The 25,818-nt window shown below is 34.0% G+C and carries 13 protein-coding genes; 2 read left to right on the top strand and 11 right to left on the bottom strand.

The features are described 5' to 3' along the window. Window positions 1-41 precede the first annotated feature (41 nt). The 11 genes from EM932_RS03435 to EM932_RS03485 form a co-directional block, all read right to left on the bottom strand. Complete coding sequence (locus tag EM932_RS03435) at window positions 42-2,408, bottom strand: DUF5703 domain-containing protein (RefSeq protein WP_135875513.1); 2,367 nt, start codon at window positions 2,406-2,408, stop codon at window positions 42-44. A gap of 189 nt (window positions 2,409-2,597) precedes the next feature. After that, window positions 2,598-5,108, bottom strand: coding sequence for an alkaline phosphatase D family protein (locus EM932_RS03440; RefSeq protein ID WP_135875515.1), 2,511 nt, complete (start codon window positions 5,106-5,108; stop codon window positions 2,598-2,600). 67 nt (window positions 5,109-5,175) lie between these two features. Then, window positions 5,176-7,089: a glycoside hydrolase family 97 protein gene (locus tag EM932_RS03445; RefSeq protein ID WP_135875517.1), complete on the bottom strand. Its 1,914-nt coding sequence runs from the start codon at window positions 7,087-7,089 to the stop codon at window positions 5,176-5,178. A gap of 18 nt (window positions 7,090-7,107) precedes the next feature. Next, window positions 7,108-8,670 carry an alpha-L-fucosidase gene (locus tag EM932_RS03450; RefSeq protein ID WP_135875519.1) on the bottom strand — a complete coding sequence of 521 codons (1,563 nt, stop codon included), beginning with the start codon at window positions 8,668-8,670 and terminating at the stop codon, window positions 7,108-7,110. A gap of 338 nt (window positions 8,671-9,008) precedes the next feature. Further along, window positions 9,009-9,521 (bottom strand): glycoside hydrolase family 3 N-terminal domain-containing protein, encoded by a 513-nt coding sequence (locus EM932_RS03455; protein WP_135875520.1) that lies wholly within the window; start codon window positions 9,519-9,521, stop codon window positions 9,009-9,011. A gap of 572 nt (window positions 9,522-10,093) precedes the next feature. Continuing rightward, the gene (locus tag EM932_RS21160) at window positions 10,094-12,346 is read right to left on the bottom strand and encodes a glycosyl hydrolase family 95 catalytic domain-containing protein (RefSeq protein ID WP_246040872.1); all 2,253 of its coding nucleotides are present in this window, start codon (window positions 12,344-12,346) and stop codon (window positions 10,094-10,096) included. 510 nt (window positions 12,347-12,856) lie between these two features. Next, window positions 12,857-14,521, bottom strand: a complete 1,665-nt coding sequence (locus EM932_RS03465; protein WP_135875521.1) for a RagB/SusD family nutrient uptake outer membrane protein — start codon at window positions 14,519-14,521, stop codon at window positions 12,857-12,859. Between the two features lie 12 nt (window positions 14,522-14,533). After that, window positions 14,534-18,010, bottom strand: a complete 3,477-nt coding sequence (locus tag EM932_RS03470) for a SusC/RagA family TonB-linked outer membrane protein (protein WP_135875522.1) — start codon at window positions 18,008-18,010, stop codon at window positions 14,534-14,536. Between the two features lie 137 nt (window positions 18,011-18,147). Continuing rightward, the gene (locus tag EM932_RS03475; protein ID WP_135875523.1) at window positions 18,148-19,188 is read right to left on the bottom strand and encodes a FecR family protein; all 1,041 of its coding nucleotides are present in this window, start codon (window positions 19,186-19,188) and stop codon (window positions 18,148-18,150) included. A 93-nt stretch (window positions 19,189-19,281) separates the two neighbouring features. Next, a complete protein-coding gene (locus EM932_RS03480) occupies window positions 19,282-19,863 on the bottom strand; it encodes an RNA polymerase sigma-70 factor (protein WP_135875524.1) in 582 nt (193 codons plus the stop codon). Between the two features lie 356 nt (window positions 19,864-20,219). Then, complete coding sequence (locus EM932_RS03485) at window positions 20,220-23,495, bottom strand: DUF5107 domain-containing protein (RefSeq protein ID WP_135875525.1); 3,276 nt, start codon at window positions 23,493-23,495, stop codon at window positions 20,220-20,222. A 163-nt stretch (window positions 23,496-23,658) separates the two neighbouring features. On the opposite strand from EM932_RS03485, the gene EM932_RS03490 reads away from it, so the two are divergent. Beyond that, window positions 23,659-24,534: an AraC family transcriptional regulator gene (locus EM932_RS03490; protein ID WP_170179709.1), complete on the top strand. Its 876-nt coding sequence runs from the start codon at window positions 23,659-23,661 to the stop codon at window positions 24,532-24,534. Between the two features lie 182 nt (window positions 24,535-24,716). Continuing rightward, entirely contained in the window at window positions 24,717-25,817 is a 1,101-nt protein-coding gene (locus EM932_RS03495) for a DUF4407 domain-containing protein (protein ID WP_135875536.1), read from the top strand. Window position 25,818 lies beyond the last annotated feature (1 nt).

Below are 25,818 nucleotides of genomic sequence, written 5' to 3' on the forward strand. Positions count from 1 at the left end.
TTCAAAGGTTGGTCTAATATTTAATCCGCATTATATATATTTTATTCACCTAACTCTTTTGATATTTGAATGTCATTTTTTCGATTCTCAGGTAAAACCTGAAGATTTATCAATTTCCCATTTTTTAATTCTGCTTCCACAACCGTATTATTGGGTGCATTCAGTTTAAATTTCACGTCCCATTCTTTTGGCCATGTTGGAAATAAATAAATTTTTTCTCCATCTGTTTGCATGAGCATTTCCTGAAGATTAATCATTCCAGCCCCCCCATGATCTACATCGGGTACCCAATCTGGCCCAGGTCCCCAAAAAGCAGGGAAACGTCTTCCGGAATTAGCCAATTTATCCACAACCAAATGTGCTGCTTCATCAACTAAACCAAGCCTTGCAGCAAATATGCCAACCTGACTCCAACAATTGGTAAATGTCTTTTTGTCTTTAGATTCACCATAATTCCAAGTATTTATAGCTACCTCTAAATCCGGTTTATGCAAGCCATAAATCCCATATGGAAAAACCGTATAAAGTTCAGGAATTTCTTGATTCGCAACATATTCCCAACTTTCGGCTGGTTTAATAACTTTATGCCCTTCTTTTATATCGAATGGAATCTCTGGGATTCTTTTTAGTAAGGATTGGTAATACTCTTTTTCTGTTAAAGAAATATAATTATCAGGAAGTTTTAACATCCTAGAAGAAACTACCTTAAGAGCAGCAATTACATCGGCAGGGTTTCGTGCCATTTTATACATTTCTGCAGCGGTTGACGGATAAAAAACCAGTTTTCCGTTTTCATTCAGAGGTTTTCCTGTTCTGTTTTTCTCACGATACTGGTAATGTTCATCAAAAAATTTAATTGAAGACTTTATAAAAGGCAAATATGAACTGATATCTTTCCCTGAAAAGTAGTAATAATCTAAGATCATAAGTGAAAACTCTAGTTGGTTTACATAGTGATAATTCACATAAGTATTGGTTTGTACTCCAAATTCTGTTTCTGGATTCCGTTTTCTTGAACCAGATTCAAAGCCCCAACCACCAGCAAAAGGTAACCCGAAATTCTCTAGTTGTTCCGTAAAACAAGCCCCTTCATGCCCCCAGTAAACTGAAGTTCTAACCTCTGCAGAGGATAATGCATTTTTATAAAAGTCAAATTGTGGTAACATCATTTCAAAATCACCTGATTTTAGCATAGGCCAATACACCAACCTTTGATTTTGCGCCGTAAAACTTCCACCTCCCCATGCCCTAAAATCTGGGTCTAAATCATATTTTCCTTTACGTAAAAAAACGGGGTCAACTGTAAAAAGGCTTCCATTAAATTTTGACGGGTATTTTCCGTAAGCATTACACCCTAGCATATAACGAAACAACTGATAATTACGCCCCACCTGCCATGCAGGATTTTTTAAATTAGATTCTGACTCATTAATAATTACATATCCCTTTTTCCAAAATTTATCCCACCAAGCTATCGTTTTGGACTCAGCTTCTTTATCCTTTAATCCTAATTGATTGGTTTCAAATAACTTTTGTCTCCAATCTTCTATAGATTTGAACTGACCCGTATTTAATGTTACTAATAGCTCATTACTTGTTACTGGTTTTTTGGTTTGCAATTTCCAACCCGTAAAGTCTGTACTTACATATTTACCTTCTGTGTTCCCTTTTGGCTCCATATCTGAGCCTGTCATCATACCACCAAATGTTCGTCCTATTTGTGTGTTGTTTATGTGTTCGCGAACACTTTCTAATCCTTGCTGCTCAATGCAAAAATCAATCAGTAATTTATCCGCCCTATTTCGATGCATCCAAAGCACCGAATTGGCTTCAAAACCGATGGAATCTTTATATTTTATAACCTCTCCCGGATAACCAGTATAGCTAAAGGTGCCATGTCGAGTTCCTAACGGCAAAATTTCATCTTTAGTTCGCCATGATTCATAAGCTGCAGAAATAGTAATAGGCTGTTTAGAATCTGTTTCAACATGAATAACCGGATTAAAAACATCTACCCAAAGATGTATTGCAACGCTATTTTCTCCATTTTCAGTTTCAATAGTTATATTTCCAGTTTGTAAATTCAATCTTTGTTGAAATGAAGTAGCTCCTTCAAACGGATTTGGATCCATTTTAATTCGAAATCTACCATGTTTCAACATCTGGTTGTTTTCATCAAATGTACCGGATTGAGCTACATAAAATAGTACTTCATTATTTTCAACCCAGACATTTAATCCCACATCGCCACCACCAAGTGGCATAGATTCCGAAGAGTTTTTACTTTGAGAATTCCATGCTACATCATAGTTTTTAGGTAAACTATATCTTTCTGGTTTTTTAATCGATTGGCAAGAAATAAAAGAAGCAAAAAGAATAAGATAAATGATTTGTTTATTAGTTTTCATATTAACTTTTTATTTTAAAATAAGATGTTTAAAAATTTATTGTATCTAACTATATTAAAATAGCATTCCACTCAAGTTTTCGCAATATAAATATATCATTTTCAACATATTAGATAACAAATTCAAAACTAATGAATCTCTTTAATATCTGAATAAGGATTGTAAAAATCAACGTCTGATTTCTCTATATTACAAATCCAACCTTAACCAACTATGGCCTTTTTCAGTAATAGGTTTGATATCTTTTATCTCCTTCCAAAAATCCATCTCAGGATACCCTATTTTTATGGTGTATAGACTTTTAGAAAAGACTTTAGAATCAAATTTATTACCATTTATACGTAAAATATATTCTAGTTCATTGTTATCTTGATTAATAATTTGTAATACTGGATTAGGTTTCCCATTAACTACTATGGTTGGTAACCAAGCAACTGATTTACGGCCATAATTATCTAATTGATTAATGGTACGAGGCCAACCATAATGTTGATCCATATCCTCAGGGTTATCATTACCCAACATTTTCCAAGATTCTATTGTAATATCTCTCGTTTTTTGGTTGAAATTCAGAAAGCCAAAGCCCGATGTTTTGTTGTTTTCAAACTTGTACCTATTTGAGTCCTTTACATAATTTCCAGGATAACCAACCGCATAAACCCGATTATAATTTCCAAAAAAATCAGTATAATCTCCTGTATTTGGCAATCCATGTTTTGGTCTATTTTTGGGTTTGACACCCAGATCGTCTGGACGAAACCAACGGGAGTAACAAATAGAAATAGCAGGTGTACAAAACCCCCAACCAGAATCACCATAATCATCAATACCATACTGCAATAATGAAGGCAAATGCTGATCTCCTGCTATGTGAAATGCAAATCCTTTTCTAACAATTTTAATGGTCTCATCTCGTGCTTTTTTTGGCCAGCCACCCGAATCCATATCACCATACAAGGTTTTGTTGAACTTACCATAATGCGTCGTAGCATTTGCAAGTACTGTTTGACTTAATAGTACCTTCATATCAATACCATTCCAGTCTTTTACCCAATTTTTAAGAAATAATTCTTGTCGCTCACCCATTAATTGTAAACCGGGTTTATCCAAATCTGACGGCGTAATTTTTGGATCTTTAATCTGCTCCAAACGTCCATCCCAATTTGCAACTTCGTCTGGCCCCGACTTAAAAACGCGATCGGTTGTAATGGCAAAACTTACCCGACCATATTTTAACTGGGTATACCATACACTCATGCCATTAGCAATTGGTGTAGCGTCATATGGATCGGGAAGATGTGAACATTGCGTTCGATTTACCATATTTATAGTTCGAATACTCTGATCGAAACCAACATGGTCATGTGTCCCTCTGGTATTGTCATTTTTTAACTTACCACCACCACCCCAAAGGTTGCCCTGGAAAATATCGTGGTCATCTGGTGTACAAATAGTAGGGGTATTTCTCATTAAATCCCTAAATACCCAACCAAACATATACCACTTACCTAAATAACTGTTATTGGCTTTTCCTTCCGGATGTCTTTTAATATTATATCCTCCATTGACTTCATAGATTTGATCCCCTGAAAAGTATAGAATATCTGGTTTTTTTAATTCCAGTTTTTTACGAATTGGAGTATATGGAAAGCCTGTGTAGAACTGACAGGTTAGAGCCCCCATGGCCAACGGCTTATCTACTGGATCCTTTTTTATCACCCCTTGATATTCTTCCACTTTAGGATTTCCATGAACGTCGTAGTATGGGTATACTATCTTATAGTTGCAATTGGCAGTATCATCCCAATTTTTTACTTTAAAACTTGCGCATCTAGCACTGGTATCTATTCTCTCGGTTGTTATTTTTTCCCAGTCACTTCCTTGCTTTTGAATATGCAATTCCGCTATTTGATTGTCTTTTTTAGAAATGGGCGGGAACTGCGCTGTTAGTTTTAGCGTTTTATCACTTAACGTATGCATTGCCCATAGTATAGGACCAAATTTATTATCAGCGGTATGATTTATTTTTTCTCCTATCAACTCTAAATCATCAAACCAAAACTTAGACCCTTTTCCTTTTGATTTTTCAGTTTCGAAATTGTTCACCAACTGAATAATACCAGAAATATCTCCATTAATATGCGATTGAAGCTCTGCTTGGATAGTATTCTCATAATCCAAAACTTTCAATGTTACTGTATATCCTTTTTCAGCAGGGCTTCCTATAATTTGAAGTTTAAAATTACTATAATCAAATGCTTCTTTTAAATCTGTTGTCGATTCGTTAATAAAAGCATATCCTTTTGTGTTAACACCTATATTTATTCCTTTACCAAAATAAATAGCTGCCCGAAAATCACTATCAGTATCATCCTTCGAGCCCATTACAATTCCAGCTGATCCAGGTTGTTTTCCCTTCTGTAGCAATCCCATTTTAACTGAAATTTTAAATGAACTTTTATTCTGATTTAAGGAGTAGGACAAAACTGTTAAGGTAGCTTGTTTAACATCACTTAAACATTCTACCCTACCATTATTAACTCTCCAGTCTTCCAAAGGAACACTCCAAAAATCCTCTCCTACCCATACCCTGTTGTTTATTTTATTAAAGTTATAATCTACCTTAAAACCCTTATTATTACAGGAGTAAAAAAACAACACGAACACAACCAGCAACCATTTATTTTTAAACAAATTCATATCATCAAATTAAATTACTCATTACTTCTTATATAATAATCGCTTCATCTAATACCACGGTTACAGATCATAATTTTTCAATGTAAAGTGAAGCTCCTCCTCCTTTTGCTAACTTTAAATTTATATTATCCCTTTTCTTTCCTGTTAGTTTTCTAATGTTATAGGTTTCTCGTTCATCTAAAAAATGCGTAGTTTCAGCATCTTCATATATGGTTATATTATAATTTTCATCATCTGAAAGAAAGCTTAAATCAACATTTAGCTCACGACTTTCCCTATTAGTAAGTGCTCCAACAAACCAACTATGACCTGCTTGTCTCGCAACCACTATATATTCACCTATTTCGCCATCCATGATCTTAAAACTATCAAATTGTGCAGGCATTTTTCTAATGCAGTCGAATAAATCGTCTTTTTTTAAATATTCTTCAGGGGCATCGGGCATAATGTTCATCCCAGTATAAACAACAATCAGTTTAGCAACTTCGGCAGATACCGTTCCAGGTATTTCTTGAAACACTCTTACTCTTTCTATGCTTTTATTAAAATCAAACCAACCATCGCAATTGTCAATCGCACCAGCCATCATATTAACAAACGTTGTAGTCACGATAGTCTCGGGAAAATACGAACGCAATGCATCTGCTTGGGAATGGCAAAATTCCTTTGTAATTAAATTTGGCCATGTTCTATCATCACCACTAGGAGCAACAGGACCATCATGAAAATTGACCATCAACCTGTATTTTGCACAAAGCGCTACAACGTTTCTGGTATGGCGTACTTTTTCTTCCATGGAACCACTCATAAAACCATATTTAACACCCATTGCTCCCCAATCTGAAAACTGTTTTAAAATACGTTCTAAACCAAACTTTTTAGCGCCAACATCATTAAGGTAAAGTATCACGCCCACATTTTTAGTTTTTGCGTATGCCATACAAGCTTCAATATCGATGCCGTCTCGTGCCTTTGTGGGATCTGATTTTTCCTCAAACTCAGGACCATACCAATCGGCATCTATTAATAGATATTGAATATTATTTTCTGCGGCAAAATCAATAAATCGATAATGAGATTTTGTGTTTAGACCATACTCAAATCCATCAGAAGCTTTGTAGCCCCAAACACGCCAGTCCCAAACTGCACGGCCTGGTTTAATCCATGATGTATCTTCAATTTTACAAGGCTCGTTAAGATTTACCAGCAAGTTAGAATTCACTAAATCTCCTGGTTTTTCGCCTATGATAAAAGTTCGCCAAGACGTTTTAACAGGAAGTTTGTCTTTGGTTTTATCAACTTTTATTCCTACCGAATTATCTTTATCACTCTTCTGAATTTTAAAAGGGGCATACCTAACTATTTCTGCTTCATGGATACCAACATAAGTATGAGGACTACATTTGGTAACTAATGGTATTTTATAAGAAGTATCTTTGCTTTTAGACCAAATTGTTGGACCAATATTATGATGTTCGCCATTATAACCCCAAAACGTAAAATCCGACTTAAAATGTAATCTAGTTGATTCACTATGTATTTGAACCGAATCCCTTTGCTCTTGTTTTGGTATGTTGTAGCGATAAGCGAAGCCATCATTATAACATCTAATAACGACACTGAATTCGGTGGTGTTTTCGCCACGCTTTACACCATACAAGGTTAACTCATTATAATTATTTTCAACTTGTTTTGATTTTCCTATTACTGGACGCCATATTTCTTGAAAATGTCGTTTTTCAATTTTTTTTACCTCGAAATTTTCAAAAATATTCGAATGATCTATAACCAATCCCAAAGGTGACTTGTTAATTATAGTATCTCCCTTAAAAAGCTGTGTAATGAAGAGGGCATTTTTAGATATGTCAAAATGCATCTCCAAATTTCCATCTGGACTAAACATTTTGGGCTGTTCCTTTTTACAAGCCACCAAAAATGTAAAGGATGCTATGAGTATGAAAATATGTTTTGTAAACTTCATAGATAAATTTAATAATTATTAATCTGTCATTTCAATGGCATTTTTCAGTTCAATACGAATTGGATAAGCATAATTGTAAACTGGTTTATTTTTTGGAAGTATAACAGTAAATCCATACTTATCTATTTTCCAATCCAGCTCTTTTTCTACGCCAATCAGAGATACTTTCTGAATACTTCCCTCAGGAATAGTTCGACTATTAATTGATTTTATAGTTATTTCACCAGATATCCAATCCAATAAAGTAGTATATAATACGGTTTTCGCTTTATTTCGGGTAAAACGAACATTTGTCGCTGTTTTCCCATTTCCTTTTTCTCCATAAACGTTCCATGGACGTGTAGCATAAATAGCCTCTCCACAAATATTTAGCCATGATCCCATTTCTTTTATAAGTCTTTTTTGATCTTCGGGAAAAGAACCATCAGCTTTTGGCGCGAACGACAACATTAAAACACCGCGTTTACTAACAATATCTACTAATTCATCAATAATAGTGTTCGTGCTTTTTATTGGGACACCTGACGAATATCCCCAGGTATTGCCATTATAAACACAGTCGTCGGTTTGCCAAACCATGGGAGCTATTTTTCCTTCTCCACCACGTTCATGGTCCTTTACAGCAGCACCATATGGGAATGCCTTATTTTTATAATTAAGTACTACACCTGGATTTCCATATTTTCCAGTACCCCATTCAATAGCTTTATTATAATAGTGTTTCCCAAATTCTCTCCGACGGGTTTCAAACTCTGGAATATTCATGCCCCAGTCGAAATAATACAAATCAGGTTGGTATAAATCACAAAGTTCCTTGGTACGTTCCAACCAACGGTTTAGGTCTCTTTCACTAGGTTTTACAGTTCCCTTTACCCTTTTTAACCACGAATCTCTTCCTTCTCCAGGAATATATCGTATCGTATCCAATACTGGGCTTAAAATGGGGGTTCCATACAAATCCTGGTTTGCAATATCTACTGCATCGTGATTATTTAAATGATTAAATTGAAAAAAAGCATAATTCCAGGCAGAATGATTTGACACACCAAATTTTAAACCACGTGATGTAACCGCCGTTTTCAATTCGCCAACCAAATCGCGTTTTGGTCCCATATCTACCGAATTCCATTTCGTTAGCTTGGTATCCCACATACAAAACGAATCATGATGCGTTCCCATCATGCAAAAATATTTTGCACCGCCCTGAACACATAAATCCGCCCATTCGTTTGCATCAAAATTTTCAGCTTTAAACATGGGAATGAAATCTTTGTAACCAAACTTAGATTGATCTCCATAAGTTGTTTTATGATGCTCAAAAACCAATTCCGGTTTTAAAAAATCACGTTCCTGTCCCTTATGACAATACATCCAACGACCATACCATTCGGCTGCATGTGCTCCCATAAAAGCTGGTACGGAATAAACACCCCAATGTACCCAAAACCCAAGTTTTGCGTCTTCATACCATTCTGGAGCTTCATAATTTTTTAGCGATTGCCAATTTGCTTTATACTCTTTCTGAGCAAAGACCTGTCCAATTAGCATCATTGCAAAAAGTGTAACAATTGTTCTTTTCATTAGTGAATTTTTAATTCGTTTTTATTGTACCTGATACCTATCATGTTTTTATCGTTTTTAAAGACCTTCAATAACGCAATTTTAGCCAATAATTCAGCCTCTACTACACTTCTATTACCATGAAATCTTTTTATTCAACCATCCAAGTCAGTTGATTTTAACGATTCTGAATTTCCACCTATCATTATTTTAAATGTTCACGGTTCGACTTTCCAATCTCCAATATTCCAATTGTTGTTTTCCTATTTCAAACATCACTGTTTTTTGTTTCCCCAGGTTTTAAATAAACCCGTTTAAAATTTCGAAATTCCTTTGCTGGCTTCCAACACGTTCTGAAATCAAATCGCGAACATATAATTGAACAACCTCTTCTTCCGAAAATCACCTGTGTTTTTCACAGACACAGACACTGCGGTTTTTCCATCCACAGAAATGGTATCTGCTACATAGTGCTTAGCTGTAACTATAATATGGTTTTCGTCAAAACATTCTGTTCCCTTTCCCTGCAATCCTTTTATATAAGCCGCTCCAATTTTACCAACTAAATAGGAATCTTCACCATAGCTTTCTTCCGTGTACCCCCAACATACATCCCGAACAACAGCAAGCATTGGCGTATAACATTGATGAATCCCATAAGCTCTAGATTCTTCTGCCCCGATATGCCCCATACGTTCAATTAAATTTTCATCCCATGTTGAAACCATGGCTATGGCTTGTGGAAAAACGATTGCATGATTCATTTTTATGCGATGTAAACATTCATTGGCACTCAAATTTGGAATTTCAAGTCTCATATTAGCGTTTGGATATTGGGTTGCTAATTGATGTACCTTTTCTTCTAAAGTCATTTGAGAAATAAGCCTGTCTATTTTTTCATTATATTTAGTTTGACTATTAACTTTTACATATTTAGTTATGTAACAAATATCGTTAAATTCACTAAAAAAAGTGTAGACAAATTGTTCCTTATACCTCTACAATTGATTCTTTAATAACGTATTCTTGCATTAAGATTCTAAATACCAGTGATAATATAAAATATCACTTCCTTTTTATTAAGGAATAGTAATTAAGTGAAATAATCATTTTAAATATTTTTGATATTCTCATATTTATACTATGAACTCATTTAGACTTTTTCAATTTGCTGAAAAATTGCTGTTTTCAGCTCTGTTTTTGTCTTTTTTTCCTTCCGTAGCTCTGCTATGCAACTCAAAAAACTCTTCAACAGAGGCAAAAACTTCTAATTTTCGCTTAAATCCAAAAAGTCTAAATGAGTTCTATTACCCCTTACTATATCTTTTTGTTATTTTTACAAGGTTTCAAAATTAAATACTCTTATTTACAACTGGTTTTGTTACATCCTCTACCCTCCAACCTTCCATATAATCATTTTTTAAATAGCTTGTTTTTATAAAAATCAATTCGCTTTAGAAACCAAAAGTATTTCAGCATTTTTTTTCATTTTTATCTCCCATAACCCTTCTTCTAAAACCTTCATTTCAGCTTGCCCCTTAACTACCATAGGGTTAACTATGTCCGATTTAAGATAGCAAGGTTCGCCTGCCAAACTTTTGATACCAATTGATATTGTTTTTCCATCTTCTCTTGTAGCGTCTACTAGAAAAGCACCTTGAGTTCGCAAATTTTGAAATGATACATTTTTCCATTCGTCAGGTATTGCAGGGAAAATCCTAATGGTATTTTCCCAGTCTTGTATTAACATGGTTTGAACACCGTTAGCAAATGACAAAGTAGCCTCAATACATGGTGGATAATACCAAAGGCCATTTGGGTAAAGGTCATCAGCCTGCTTTCTTAAACCTTCTAAAGCTAAATCACTCCGACCAATTACAGCAGCTAAAGGTACCGCATGAGTCATTACCATTGCTGGAAGCCCTGGTGTTGCAAAAAAGCGTTCTACAGATGCGTTCAATACTTCTTTAGTATTTGGTTGATCAATATTTACCAAATAGAGCGGATATATCATTAGCAAGTGTGAGCCATGTCTATGATCAATTGGTGAACTAGCATCGGTTCCTAGTCGAAAACCATATTCATCTTTAGGGTAATCTACCAACTTCTCCAAAACAGCTTTCCATTTAGGAATTAGCGGATCATCCATTTCTAGTCTTTTACAACTTTCTAATAAAGCTTTGCAGCCCCATTTAAATAGTGCCAAATCAAAATTATTATTTTGATGTGTTCCCGTTTCCGGATTGTAAGTTGGAGGTAAGCCCAATCTCCCATCTTCTCTTTCCTCTAACATCTTGAAATATAAGTTTATGCTTCTTCTTAATAAAGGAAAAAGCTTATCTCTTAGCATTTCTTCGTCCATACTATACTTATATTGCCACCAGCAGTTGTGCAAAACCCAAGGAAGACATCCAACCAAGTTCCAATAGCGCATATCTTGGTCACGAGGACCAATCATATCTGGTGCAGTTGAAAGTGCTAAAAATGCTGCATCGTCTTGCCATTCTACAGGTCTAACATTTTTAACCAATGTTTCCTGTGCTCGATGTAATGCATCTAGCAACTCACCTGATTGTTCCAATCTATTGGCTGCTGGTAATGCCCAATGAGATGACTGAGTATTATAGTCGTTGGTTATATATGGCCAATTTCCACCCTGAAACCATAATCCTGATGTATTGACTATAGACCGTCCTTGTCTTGCCGTACTACCATAACGATAAATCTGATTCCAATACAACTTTTCCAATGCTGCATCAGGAATAGATATAAAACTCTGTGGGTAGTAATTGTGCCACCATTTTCTATGGCTTTTCGTCAAATCTTTTAAGTTCGATTTCTTAGCTTTTTGAACAGATGCAACTGCATCCGAAGTCGCTGTATTTTCAGGATAGCTATTAGCTATACTTACATATAATGTTCGTTTCGTATCATCAGTTCTTAAATCCGTCCAAGCCGTAGTATATTGCCCTCCGTAGCTTAGGTTTTGTTCCCACAATTCAATTTCCTCATGCTTTTTTTGAATCCCTTCTGGGTTGGGTTCATGTATCTTTAAGGTCTTTTCATAGTGCTCTCCATAGGTTTTTGCAAATTCTTTGATTTCTTCAGGATTACGAGGGTATCCTTTTCGCCCTGTTTCTGCCTTCTTAGAGTGCCACGACCAATTGGCTTTAGACTCACCTTTGGTTGGCCATATTTCAGTTACTATCACCATATCTTCTGCATGTACATAGTGTCTAAAACGAATCTCCCCAAGATCTGTTTTGACTATCCCATTGAGTTCTGCATTCCAAATATCCAAACGCCATTCTCCATCCAAGATATTACCAACTGTATTCAAGTTCAATGAACCAATTTCAAATCGGGTTCTACTGTAGGCTGTCCAACCAAAAGTATTATCTCTATGGTCATTAGTGTTAGCATGAAATAACTGTAATTTAATGGATTTTCCTTCTTGATATAACATAGATCCAATAGATGCATTCCCTAAATGTGGTGCTTCTTTCCATTTTTGAGGCATACTATCCCAAACCATATCATTAGGTCTTAAATATTCACCCCAGTTTATTTCCTGCTTATTAATCGTTTGTTTATTACTAGAATCACAATTATATAAAAAACATGTGACTATTATAAGTATTACAAACTTATAAGAATATAACTCATCCCTATTTTTTTTAAAATAATTAACCAACATATCTTACCTAATTTTATATTAATAACACTTTTACTTCTGTTTTCTGATATTACCCCAAATAAACTAATTTCTAATCTTTAAAACCTACTTCTATCATCTTATATATAGTACATGAAATTACATTAACCTATTACACCAAATAAGCTATATAAATGACATTAAATAATTCGTTTGTTTTCTAAGACTCTATCGCTATAAAATTTAACAATAGTTATACTTCGGCTATGCTCAAAATTCCGCTTCGTTCAGCAGCCAAGGTTATTCTGAAATTTTATGCCTCGGGTTAGTAAAAACCAAGTATTCTTCTTAACTGGGTATGATTTAAATTGTTTTAGTAAAACCCTATAGTTTATTTGGTATTACACAAACCAAAATCTCTTTTTTTAACAAATACAAGTCTCGTTATATTAAAAAATGGGACTCATATAATCTAAGTCCCATTTTTAACTAACTCAAATAAACTAACAACTGAAAATTTTCAATTTAAAATAACTTAATATGACTCCGTTTTTAATTATAGCCTGGGTTTTGTTCTAAAACCGCCTCAGTATTTCTTTCGATTTCCTGATTGGGGATAGGCCATAAGTTTTGATGGTCATTTATACCATTGGATGCGTATTTACCATTGTGCATTGGATCGTATTTTCTTACTCTTTCAACTATTTTATCCATTCGCATTAAAGTTAAAAGCCGTAGTTCCTCTGCAAAAAGTTCTCTTGCCCTTTCATCAAGAATATAATCCATATCTACATCACCAGGTGATACTGGGTCTGCATTCACTCTTGCTCTTACGATGTTTATATCTCCTGCAGCACTAGCAGCATCTCCTTTAAGTAGATAAGCTTCTGCTCTTAGTAAATATGTTTCAGGTAATCGCATCATATAACGATCTCGATACGAACTATTTGCAAAGTTTGTAGTTAATCCAGTTGCAGGGTCTTGTATAACCTCTTCAGGAAAATTACCTAAAGGTGCGCCTTTTGCAATAATCACATTCCACCATCTATTATATGGATCAGGGAAGTCATCATCAATTGCACCACTAGCAATAATTGGTTGTCCAAAAAATGCAGACGCAGGATTATTAGCAACTATATCACGAATAATATTAAACTCAGAATTTCTCATATCAGCATTAGAATTCTGCCAAACATCAATTAACCAATAATCTGTAGGTGCCCACCAACCAATACCACGACCACCAAAATTTTCATTAGGTCCGGTAAAAAGATTTTCACCGTTATCATCTTTTAACTGCCAATATAAAGGCATTAAAAATCTAGGTAAGTTATCTCCCCTACCCCCACCTGGAGTAAGATATTCATATTGACTGACCCAAATACTTTCGGTATTACCTGAGCCTCTATTTTGGTTATCTCTTCTAAAAAGGTCCCAATAGACATCTCCAGGTTCTCCGCTTCTAGAACCAAAACGATTCTGCATCAATGCATAACCAGAATTTTCAATAACCTCAGTAGCTGCAGAAATTGCTTTATCATAATCTTGAACTATAATGTACATTTCTGTCAACAGATGGTTAGCAGCACCCTTGGTTACCCTTCCATCTGCTACATCGTCCGCTCCTGGTAAATCAGGAACAGCTTCTGTTAAATCTTGGATAATTAAATTCCATACATCTTGTCTAGAGGCTCTTACATAATCCCTTACAGGACTAGTTGCTTCTTCTAAAGTCAACGGAACACCTCCAAAAATAATACCCAACCCTCTGTAAGACCAAGCTCTAAAAAATTTCGCTTCAGCGATATGTGCAGCTCGTTCCTCTTCAGAACTATACTCTATCGCACCTATTCTTCCTAAAATAACATTGGCATTAAAGATAATCTTATAAAAACTTCTCCACATCCAATCTACTTCACCAGCTTCAGGGAAAACTCTATCTGCCCATGAATTTAATGCATGTGTAGGGTTTATCGCATCATACGCATAATCCGCAGTATACTGGAAAATAAAACTTCTATCATTATTTTCGAACAACATATTTCTTACGTTTTCGTGCATTTTGGCAATTGCAGATTCTATTTGAGTCGGCGAAGTATATGAATTCTCAGGAGAATAAAAACCGAATGCCTCTTCCTTTAAGAAATCTTGTTCATTACAAGAACCTGCCGTGACCAAAACTAAACCAATCAATATTAATTTTTTTAAACTTTTCATAATCACGATTTTTTAAAATTCTACATTTAACCCTAGTGTATAACTTTTCATTGTAGGCACTCCATTTGCACTTGCTCCAAAGCCGCCACCCGTTTCTGGATCCCATCCTTTCCATTTGGTCCAGGTAACAAGGTTTTTGCCACTAATGAATACTTTTGCCCTACTAAGTCCTAGCATGCTCATAACTTTATTAGGAATATTATAAGATAAAGTAACATCTTGTAGCCTAACAAAACTTCTTGATGAATATGGTTTGGCTCCGTTAGGGTTACCTTCTTGTGCACCAAGTTGCGAAGACGTATCCAATCTTCTATATCGTGCATTCGGATTTTCTGGTGTCCAAAAATCGTAGCCACCACTAGGAACATTAGTAAACGACAATTGATCCCTGTTTGAATGAAAAGCATCATCCCCTAAATAATAATTATCACCCCCTTGAATAGAGTTTAGAAATGCATAAAGAGTGAAATCTTTATAGGTGATTGTATTTGCAAACCCAAATCTATATGACGGGTCTTGATATCCAATAATTTTTCTGTCATTTAAGGAAGAAATATCACCATCATCATTTAGATCCGCAAGCATATATGTACCTGGGAAAAAACCCTCTGGCAAGGTTCCATTGTCCCTGTCAGATAACTGCCACATACCTATAATGTCAAAATTATAGATAGAATTTTGAGGTTCGCCAATAAAGAGACCGTTTCCTACTAAGTCATCTTCTTGTCCGTCATTGTCATTATCATTAGAAGATCCAAAAATAGAGGTTATTTCATTTCTCACCCTGTTGAAATTAAGAGATGCATTCCATTGAAAATCCTTTTTTTTCATAATTGTGCCATTCAAAGTAAGCTCAATCCCATTATTAGCTACTTCGGCAATATTAGAATTAACTTCTGGAATGCCACCTATTCTAGGAAGTGCTATAGCAAATAGAATATTTTCTGTCTTATTGTTATAATATTCAATGCTACCATTTAATCGTGAATTCAACATCTCAAAATCAACCCCAATATTGACACCTGTAGTAGTCTCCCAACCTAAAAAAGGACTTGACAAGGTCGTAATAGACAGTCCTTGAGATGGAGATCCTCCATCTCCAAATACTAGAGATGGTTCTGATGATACTCTGGCAAGAGTTTGTAGTCGATCAACCCCACGTCTACCTGATTGCCCATAAGAGACTCGAAGCTTTAAGAAATCTAACCAAGAAATATCATTGGCAAAATCTTCTTCAGTAATAGCCCAAGCAAATGCCCCAGTAGGAAAAATAGCAATTTTGTCGTTTGCACCAAAACCAGAGAAACCATCACGACGTATAGTACCTGTTAAAAAATATTTATTTTTATAGTTGTACAACACCCTTGCCATCTGGTACAGACTACTTTCCTCTTCTTTGTTCGTTTCTATTATATTAAGTGTAGGATCTCCAGCTTGCAATCTATTAAATCCTAAAATATCTAAACCAAAATTACTAGCTTCTGAATATGTTTCATTAATATGCCTTTTTTCTATACCATACACGAGTGTGACGTCTAAATTATGAACATTGTTAAAAGTTCTTTTAAATGAGATAATATTATCCAAGGTTTGATCCCAACCAATAATATGTTCTTTAAAACCTTCTCCAGTAAAGTTTACTTCATAAGGATTAAAATTAAATTCGTTTCTTGTTCGATAAGCATTTGAATAATTCAATCTATACTTAAGTCCTTTTATAGGTAAATTAATATCGGCATACCAGGTAGTTGATAGATTTAATCGTATATCAGAATTATCTTGTTCTTTAAATAAAAAAGGGTTTAAGCCATCTACCGGATTAACGATAAATTCTCCTTGATCATCTCTTATAGGTGCCCATGGCTGTACACGAAATACATCTCTTGAACTTGGGTTTACCCCAGAATAATCACTAACAATCGCATAGGTTTGAGTTCCTATTTTCAACCAGTTGTTTATTTTAGATTCCAAATTTACCCTAAAATTATACCTGGTATAATCATCGCCTACAAGAAACCCTTTTTGATCTGTAATACCAGCAGATACAAAATAATTAAAGTTTTCTTTTCTTTGTCTGATACTAAGATTATGCATATTTATCGTGCCTTGTCTAGTAAGTTGATCCCACCAATCTACATCTAAACCAGCATTATATCCATCGATCAGAAAATTAGTTTTCAAATTCTGTGCGAAATTGAAATTAGGGTCTCTCTGAAGAAAATCTGGACCTATCCTGGCGCCCTCTTCCCAAAAGATCTCTGGATAAAATTCCTCATACTCAGCTGATCGCATTGGGCGCATTTTATTAGTTGGACTTTGAATAGAATAACTTGAAGTATAATTTATAATAGGCTTTCCACTAGCAGCACCTCCACTCTTAGTTGTTATGACCATAACACCATTAGAAGCCTGAGAGCCATAGATTGCAGCGGAACTTGCATCTTTTAGTATATCTATTGATTGAATATCTGAAGGGTTAATATCAACCAAACTTCCTCTATATATAATCCCATCCAATACAATAAGTGGTAGATTTGAATTTGTTTCATTCTGACTAGTCACATTATTATTATGTAGTGTATTTCGTCCTCGAACAGATAAACTAGGATTAGCACCAGCAGTGGTAACTGCACCTATATTAATACCAGTAATAGATCCTTGCAGCGCTTGAAGTATAGAAACATTAGATGTTTCAAGGGCATTATCGAGGTTTGCACTTGATACTGCCCCTGTCAAATCTTTTTTCCTTACAGTAGATCCATACCCTATTACTACAACCTCATCTAAAGCAGCTGTGTTTTCCTCTAAAATTATATTTAAGTTAGACTGTCCAGCAACGGCTGGTACCTCTTTATCAGAGAAACCAATATAAGTTATTACCAGAATAACATTTCCGCTTGAAACATTTAACGAAAATTTACCATCAAAATCACTAACGACACCATTTGTTGTGCCTTTTTCTAATATATTAGCTCCAGCGAGCGGGACACCACTAGCATCAGTCACCACTCCAGTAATAGTATTATTTTGAGTTGTTTTTACATTTATAAGAGAGGCTTCTATCTTTGTAGAAAAACCATTAGATATTAATCCCAAACCTGATGTGTCTTCTAATTTTCGATGTCCACGTTTTACAAAAACGATCTGCTTATCATGAATAACATATTCAATTTCCTTGTCATTTAATAATAGACTTAAAATGTTACTTATTTTCGCCTTTGTTACATTAATACTTACAATTCTATTTTCATCAATAAGATCTTTATTAATAAGAAAATAAAATTTACTATTTTCCTCAATAGCATCTAGAACTTCTCCCAGTTTGACATTCGTCATATTTAAGGTCAGCTTTTTATTCTGAGAATACGAATCGTTTGCAAAAACACTTGTAACAGTAATAAAAAATAGGAATATTGATATTTTCATAATCCTTAAGATATTTCTAATACGTCGTGATTGAAAATCACCTCGTTCTGAGTTTTTTTTCATAATTTTGTATTTTTTAGTAGTTTTTAATTTGTTAACTCTGCTAATAATTTAGGCAGGGATGTGTCGTAACCACATTCCTGTTTTTTTAAGTCTTGTTATGTCATAGGCAATTTATATTTAGTTGGTTAGTGTATTTTCTATTCAACCGTAATTATTATGTTACGTTTATCGAATTGATTATCTTTATCTTTTTCCCTGGATTCTATTTTATAATCAATTGGGAAACTTATCTTTAACAAGCGTAGCACTTCTTCAACATCTTCATCTACAAAGGTTGCTCTTAACCGTAAATCTTTATTGTGTTTATTCTCTATATTAACCGATACATTATACCACCTGCTCAATCTCTTTGCAACTTCATTAATAGGATCATTTCTAAAAATAAGCTTGCCTTCTTTCCAACTAGAATACCTATACGCTTCTTCCAGTTTTGTTTTATCTACAGTATTATTTTTGGTATTTATAACCACCCTATCTTGTGGATCCATCTCCAATTCTTCACTAGTATTCAATTGTTTTAACTTCACTTTCCCTGTTTCTAAAACAACATCTACTTTTTCATTTTGATACGCCGAAACATTGAATTGTGTCCCTAAAACAGATATATTAACACTAGAGGCATATACATTAAAAGGTTTGCTCGCATCTTTTTTCACATCAAACCAAGCTTCCCCAGTTAATTTAACATCTCTTGTTTTTCCAAACTTTACTGGGTACTTAATTTTAGAGCCACTGTTTAACCAACCTATACTACCATCTGGAAGCTTAAATTGAACTCTAGACCCTAAAGGAGCACTAACTTCTGCATAAGAATCTTCATTTATAAGATCTTTATTTACTTTATTAATATGCATCATATACATTAATGCTATAGGAAGTATTAATATAGCGGCTACACGTGCATAGACTTTCCAAACTTTAGCAAAGATTTTCTTTTGCGAATTGTTATTCTTTTTTTGCTTTATTTCTTCATAAAGCCTAAGTAGAATATGATCTAGGTCATATTCAGGTACATCATGTAAGTTCTGAAATTCATTCCAATTTTCCTCAAGAAACACTTTTAACTCACCCTCCATTTCTGCATTAGAAAACAGTTTTTCTATATACAAACTATCTTTTTGGTCATAATTGCCAGAAAAATAATTTTTAATTCTTTTCTTATCAATGCTTAGTTTCATCAAAAAATATTATTTATACACACAAACAAAAAATGCTTAGTATTAAGTTAATATCCTTAATCTAAGCAATTCCCCTACTGACCTAAATAAATTTTATACTATTTGTGCTTTTCCGTGAGGTTCTTTAAGATCCCAATTGGCTTTAATAAACTTTAGAGCTGAAGTAATTTGACTCTCTACTGTTTTAGGGCTCACATTCATTTCTTTAGCTATTTCTTTAACAGACAAACCATCAAAACGGCTTTTTATAAACGTTTCTCTTCTACGATCTGGCATTTTAGAAACCAATTCCATAACCCTTTCCATCATGAAATGATAATCAATTTGACTTAAAGTGGATTGATCAAAATCAATGACCTTTTCTTTTGAATTCAAATAGGTTCTAATTTTATTTCTTTTTATAAATACTTTTTTTATCAAGTTAAACGCTATAGTAAAGATGTAAGATTTGAAATTATGTTCTGGTTTTAAAGCTCTTCTTTTTTCCCAAACTTTTGAAAAGACATCTTGAACAACGCCTTCTGCTTCGACAGGAGATTTTAAATACCCAAGTGCAAAACCATATAGGTTTTTATTATATTGATTAAACAACTCTTCAAAAGCTTTTATTTTTCCTTCTTTAAGACTTTCTACTAAAGCTCTATCATTATTTAGAATAAACAAGTCTTTTTTCATAAAAAATTAGTCTTAACTATAAACTAAATTTATATTATTTAACGTGAGTTCGATATATTATAATGATAATTAGTTCTTTAAATATTTTAGCAAGGAACCTATGTCATTCCGAACAAGGAGGAATCTCATCCTTATGAGATGTCTCGAAAGTTTATCTTGAGCGAAGTCGAAAGGCTCATGCTTCGCTTAGTCGACATGACAAAACATTGTTTGTCAGTAATATAAAACCATTTGTCTATTGAAATTTATATCGAGTTCACGTTAATTTATAGTTTGATACATCCAAAATTAGTCATTAAACCAAAGAGGTTAAGTGGATAAATTGTTCAAAATGGTCGACAAAATGTTCAAAAAGCCTAGTTTTCCAATACTCCTATATGAGTACAGTCATACTCCAGTATATTCTTAAAACATTCTAAAGATTCTTTTATCATATCTTTTCCTTTATACCCTAATGCCATAAGGTAATGACAATGAATCTTATTTTTCTGAACTAAATCGTCCTCCCAAATCAACAAATCCGGAAGTGAGACAGCAAAATAATCTATTTTCACTTTATCTTCCATGTGTTGCTTTCCAAAATCGATTAATTTATTAAAACGCTTAATCGCTTCTTCTTTTTGTTGAAGTTTTAATAACGCCATACCTTGATAAAATATCGTATCTGGTTGCTGATCGTTATAAAACCATGCTATTGCTGGTTCACTTAACCCTGCAGACGCTTGCTTCCAATTTATTTTGGCTTGATTTAATTCTCCTATACCCTCATAGGCACAACCTAACCAAAAATCAATATCGTTCTCTTGAGCACCTTGTAATTTTCCTTCTCCTAAATTTAAAGGGTAAATCTTCGCTTTATTTAACCAATCTATAGCTTTGGTAAAATCTTTATTTTCAATAGCCTGTTTACCTAAACCAACAAGACAAGAAGTGTATGCTTTTGTTATTTTTCCTTCACCTCCTTCCCAGGGGTGGAAAGTTCTTTCCATAATTAAATTAAAGGCTTTTAAATAATCGCCGTTTAGAATGTTTAAATAAACCCATTCAATATATACATCATCTCGCTGCTTTACCAATTTTAAATGCTCTTCGAGAGTATTTAATCTAAAATCCACAGACTTATTAAGCTTTTTATATAATTGATCTAACTCCATAAGGATTCTAGCATCTTGTTTATCCAAATGAAATGCTGTTTCAAGAGCTTTTAAGGCTTTTTTAGGCTGATCAAACTTATTATAATAGGCTAAGGCTAAATTTCTATAAACCGTAGGAAAATGATCATTATTAGTTGTCGATTTTTCCCAGCATTGTAACGCTTCTTGATACTGACGTGCATTGTACCAGAAATTACCTAAATAATATGGCGCTTTGGCTCCACTAGGATTAACTTCTATGGCGAATTGTAAAGCCAATACAGACTCCAATCTGTTAGGGAAACAATAGTCTGGCAAACATAACTCTGCTTCCTTAACGCCCTCTAAGGCTTCGTGATGTTTTCCTGATTTTTCCAAAAACCAAGCTTTATAATATAAAGCCATTGGGTATTTGGCAGCCTGTTGTTCCACTCCTATTTCTAATAATTCTATAGCTTCAGAATACATCCCTGCCCAGTTATAATCTAAAGCAACTTCAATATAATTTTGAATGTTTCCTCGCATTAATTCTACCATATCATCTTTGGCAGCAGGATCTCCCAATAAAAACTTCTCATAGTACAGCCCGAAATTAAAAGCATCTAATTCTAACGATTCATCGATTAGTTTTTTGGCCTCAACTGCACTACTATTTTTTCTTAGAATTGCTGTTTTTAAATGCCTGGCTTTATGATTATGCCAATTTCTAATCAGTGATTTATTTATAGAGTCTAAACTCAAATGCCACTCATTATTTACAGCTTCTATTTGGGCTATTTGAAAATACCCACTATCCATAAAGTTTGTATTCCAGATAGATTTATAAAACGCTTCATATGCTTGCTCATCTTTTCCTTGATAGCGCAATGATAAACCTAAATTAAAAAGGGGTTCGCCATCATATGGATTTGGATTTCGAAGAATTTGTCGTTGATACCCTTTTAGGAAATGTTTTTCTGATTCAGCAAATTTTCCATTGCGGAAAAGTAATAAGCCCATAGCATTATTACAGCGAATATCCTCTGGGTCTCGACTTAAGGCTTCCTGATAATAATCCATTGGATTATAGGTCGCATGTCTATATTGTTCTAAATGTTGTCCATTTAAAAATAATTCTTCAATAGTTGAAATCTCTTTTGGAGGTTTTGCTGCTTTCGCCGCTTCTGGAATATCGTCTGATTCATTTTTTTCCGGAACCCAATCAACAAGTAACTCACCTGCTTCTGAAATCACCGAAACGTAATAGTTTTTTAAGGGAATGGTTTGGTCTATTTGCAAATCTTTAAAATAGGTCACTCCAGGTTTAAAGTTAAATCTCTCATTTAACAGCTCCTTATTGTCCTGTAAAACTTTTATGGTTACATTTGAATAAATGCCCGTAGCATAAACACTTAATAGTGCTTTATCACCTTCAAATTCAAGGTTTAGCATCGCATTTTTAGAGGCATTCTTTACAACGCCTAAATCTTGATATGGCATGAAATACTGCGTAAAGGTCTTTTCTTCATAAGGCATGATCCATGAAAAATCAGGCTGGTTATCTGTATAGACGCCACACATTAACTCAATATAAGGTCCATTTTTATCTGTTAAGTTTCTATCCCAAGCTTTACCAAAATCGCCATTTCCCCAGGTCCATTGTTTTTTACCTGGTGATACATGATGATTTGCTACGTGAAGTAATCCGCCTTTACTATCATTTTCGTACCCTCCAACAAAGTTGTATTTGGATTTTATTGCCATATAAGAGGTCGGTACAGGAATGTTTTTATATCGTGAAATATCTGTTCCCGGAGCATAATCAAATTTATAATATGTGCCCGTTGCAATGGGGAACTTTGATACATCTCGTTTTCCGTGATCGAATACTGCATTCACATCTGGAGGAAATACCGATTGATAATCGTCATTTACTGCTACCGCAGGGTTAGCCCACCATAAAAATGTTTGAGGCAAAAGCGTTCTATTATATAGCTTAGCATTTATTTCTAAATAGGCTTTATCTGGATATAATCTAAAACCTACCATACCTTTAGTGCCAAACATGCGCTCTATCTCACTACACCAAACTGTTTTACTACCATCTGGATGTGATTCAATTTTATAATCTACCGGGTCGTAAGTACTGGGTCTGTGATGCTGTGGCCAATTAAACTCTATACCTCCGGAAATCCAAGGCCCTGTTAAACCTACCAATGCAGGCTTTATAACCTCATTGTAATACACAAAATGACGTTTCTTGGTTTTATCATAAGCCATTTGTACACGACCTCCCAATTCTGGCAGAATCATTATTTTTAAATAATCATTCTCTAGAAAACATGCCAACCATTCTTTATCAATCTTCTCATCATGAATCTTTTCAATTGCAGGATGTGGATACATTTTTCCACTGCTACCCTGGTACACTCGTTTTTCTAGGAATATTGGATTTTTTTCAGGCTTACCAATTTCATAAGTTGGAATTACAACTTTTTCTGACCAAACTTTTACTTCCATGCTCTAAAATATATTTTTAATTTCTGCTTTTCAGCGAAGGCTTTATTTCAATATTGCACAATTACAATGCTATTATTTGTAAAATTACTACGTATTGTTCTTACTAGAAATAGACAATTTTATGATATTAATGGATTATTTTCTTATTTTTAAAAAAAATACCATGCGGAAAAAGGATACTTTTACTGGAGAAAAAATATTAGTTATCCCTAAAAAATCCACTAAAATTTTAAAAAAAAACCAATTTACTAAGGATTTATATGTGACTGATATTGGTTTTTTCCCTAATGCAAAATATCACTATAGGGAAAGGAATAAAGATTGTTCTGAATATATTCTTATTTTTTGTGTAAAAGGATCTGGCTGGATAGAAGTCAATGGAAAACGAGATTTTCTTTTAAAAAACCACTACCATATTATACCTCGTAATACATCTCATAAATATGCTTCTAACCATGACGACCCTTGGAGTATATATTGGGTACACTTCTCTGGAGAAAACACCAATCATTTTGTCTTACCACAAGATTACCCGCGCATTTTAAATGATAACACTAACTCTAAATTAGAAGACAGAATTCATTTATTTGAAGAAATCTACTATACTTTAGAAGAGGGCTTTTCATTAAACAATTTAGAATACAGTAGTGTACTGATAATTAACTTATTAGGATCGTTAAAATATCTGTCTTTATACAGAAAATCCAGAGAGATATACAAAAAAGATCCCATATCGAAGACCACCGTATACATGAAAGATAATTTAAATAAAAATATTACGGTACATGATCTGGCCGTTCACTGTGGTTTGTCGGTTTCGCATTTCTGTCTACTATTTAAGAAACGAACAGACCATTCGCCTATTGAACATTTAACAATTCTTAGAATACAGAAAGCATGTCACTTATTGGATTTTAGTTCTTTAAGAATTAACGAAATTGCAAGAGCAATTGGTTATGACGACCCTTATTATTTTACAAGGGTTTTTAAAAATATAATGGGGAAATCTCCATCATCCTACAGACTTAAAAAAGATTAAATTTTAAACCAATAAGATCCCAACCGTAAATACTTTTATTCGTAGTGCTTTGATTTTTTCTACTGTTATTATTGAGAGTATTCAATCTAATATAGGTGAGATATTGATCTTTTATGTAAAATCATGTAACAAATTGGTTGGCTTTTCGTTCTAATAGTCAGTCAATCAAAATAAATCGCACCATGTTAAAGCAATTTTTTATTATCTGCTCGGGCTCTGATACCGATATTTTAGACAAATGTTCTACAGGGGAACAAAATAAATATGCAGGTATAGGCGCTACTGTTTTTTTTACTGCAATTATGGCCTTTATAGCAGCTAGTTATGCTCTTTATACTGTCTTCGACAACCTCTTTATCGCTATTGCCTTTGGTTTCATTTGGGGTTTGCTTATTTTTAATTTAGACAGATATATCGTTTCTACTATTAAAAAAACAGGAAGTATAACAGATGAACTTATACAAGCATCTCCTAGAATAATATTAGCTGTTATTATTGCCATTGTTATTTCTAAACCACTTGAATTGAAAATTTTTGAAAAAGAAATCAATCAGGTATTATTAGAACAAAAGAATGAACTAACCTTAGCAAATAAAAATCAAATTGCCGAACAATTCACACCTACCATTGAGAGCTTAAATAACAACATTACAGCTTTACGACAACAAATAAACACCAAAGAAACCGAAGTAAACGCACTATACGATACTTACATAGCTGAAGCAGAGGGAACTGCAGGAACTAAATTATTAGGAAAAGGCCCAGTATATAAAGAGAAAAGAGAAAAGCATGATGCCTTGTTAGCAGAATTGCAACAACTAAAAGCTGAAAATAAAGCCAAAATCACTGCTGCAGAAACTCAAATTGCAACGCTTAAAGGTGATTATGAAACTCAAATTGTGTCTACACAACCCATTATCAATAATTTTGATGGCTTAATGGCCCGTGTAAACGCATTGGGAAAGTTACCTTGGCTACCTTCCTTTTTTATATTCTTGTTGTTCTTAGCAATCGAAACGTCTCCTATTTTAGCAAAGCTATTATCTCCTAAAAGCGCCTATGATTTTAGATTAGAAGATCAGGAAACTGCTATTAAAACTAATGTCCTTCAAAACAAAAACCAAAGAGAGGCTTTATTAAAAACTGATCATGCTATAAACGATCGTATTTATAATGACATAGAAAAAGAAGACGAATTATACACCTACAAGCGCAAAAAAGTGAGAGAACTAATGCAGCTTCAAGCGGATGCTTTTTTCAAACATCAAAAAAACGCCTTCTGAT

Source organism: Flavivirga rizhaonensis (assembly GCF_004791695.1).
In the GTDB taxonomy this organism is placed as follows: Bacteria; Bacteroidota; Bacteroidia; order Flavobacteriales; family Flavobacteriaceae; genus Flavivirga; species Flavivirga rizhaonensis.

Bases quoted from the DNA above. Each gene is read 5' to 3' on its own strand.
- EM932_RS03435 (WP_135875513.1), bottom strand. From the start codon at position 2,408: ATGAAAACTAATAAACAAATCATTTATCTTATTCTTTTTGCTTCTTTT.
- EM932_RS03480 (WP_135875524.1), bottom strand. From the start codon at position 19,863: ATGAAAAAAGACTTGTTTATTCTAAATAATGATAGAGCTTTAGTAGAA.
- EM932_RS03450 (WP_135875519.1), bottom strand. From the start codon at position 8,670: ATGAAAAGAACAATTGTTACACTTTTTGCAATGATGCTAATTGGACAG.
- EM932_RS03455 (WP_135875520.1), bottom strand. From the start codon at position 9,521: ATGACTTTAGAAGAAAAGGTACATCAATTAGCAACCCAATATCCAAAC.
- EM932_RS03485 (WP_135875525.1), bottom strand. From the start codon at position 23,495: ATGGAAGTAAAAGTTTGGTCAGAAAAAGTTGTAATTCCAACTTATGAA.
- EM932_RS03465 (WP_135875521.1), bottom strand. From the start codon at position 14,521: ATGAAAAGTTTAAAAAAATTAATATTGATTGGTTTAGTTTTGGTCACG.
- EM932_RS03470 (WP_135875522.1), bottom strand. From the start codon at position 18,010: ATGAAAAAAAACTCAGAACGAGGTGATTTTCAATCACGACGTATTAGA.
- EM932_RS03495 (WP_135875536.1), top strand. From the start codon at position 24,717: ATGTTAAAGCAATTTTTTATTATCTGCTCGGGCTCTGATACCGATATT.
- EM932_RS03475 (WP_135875523.1), bottom strand. From the start codon at position 19,188: ATGAAACTAAGCATTGATAAGAAAAGAATTAAAAATTATTTTTCTGGC.
- EM932_RS03490 (WP_170179709.1), top strand. From the start codon at position 23,659: ATGCGGAAAAAGGATACTTTTACTGGAGAAAAAATATTAGTTATCCCT.
- EM932_RS03440 (WP_135875515.1), bottom strand. From the start codon at position 5,108: ATGAATTTGTTTAAAAATAAATGGTTGCTGGTTGTGTTCGTGTTGTTT.
- EM932_RS21160 (WP_246040872.1), bottom strand. From the start codon at position 12,346: ATGTTGGTTAATTATTTTAAAAAAAATAGGGATGAGTTATATTCTTAT.
- EM932_RS03445 (WP_135875517.1), bottom strand. From the start codon at position 7,089: ATGAAGTTTACAAAACATATTTTCATACTCATAGCATCCTTTACATTT.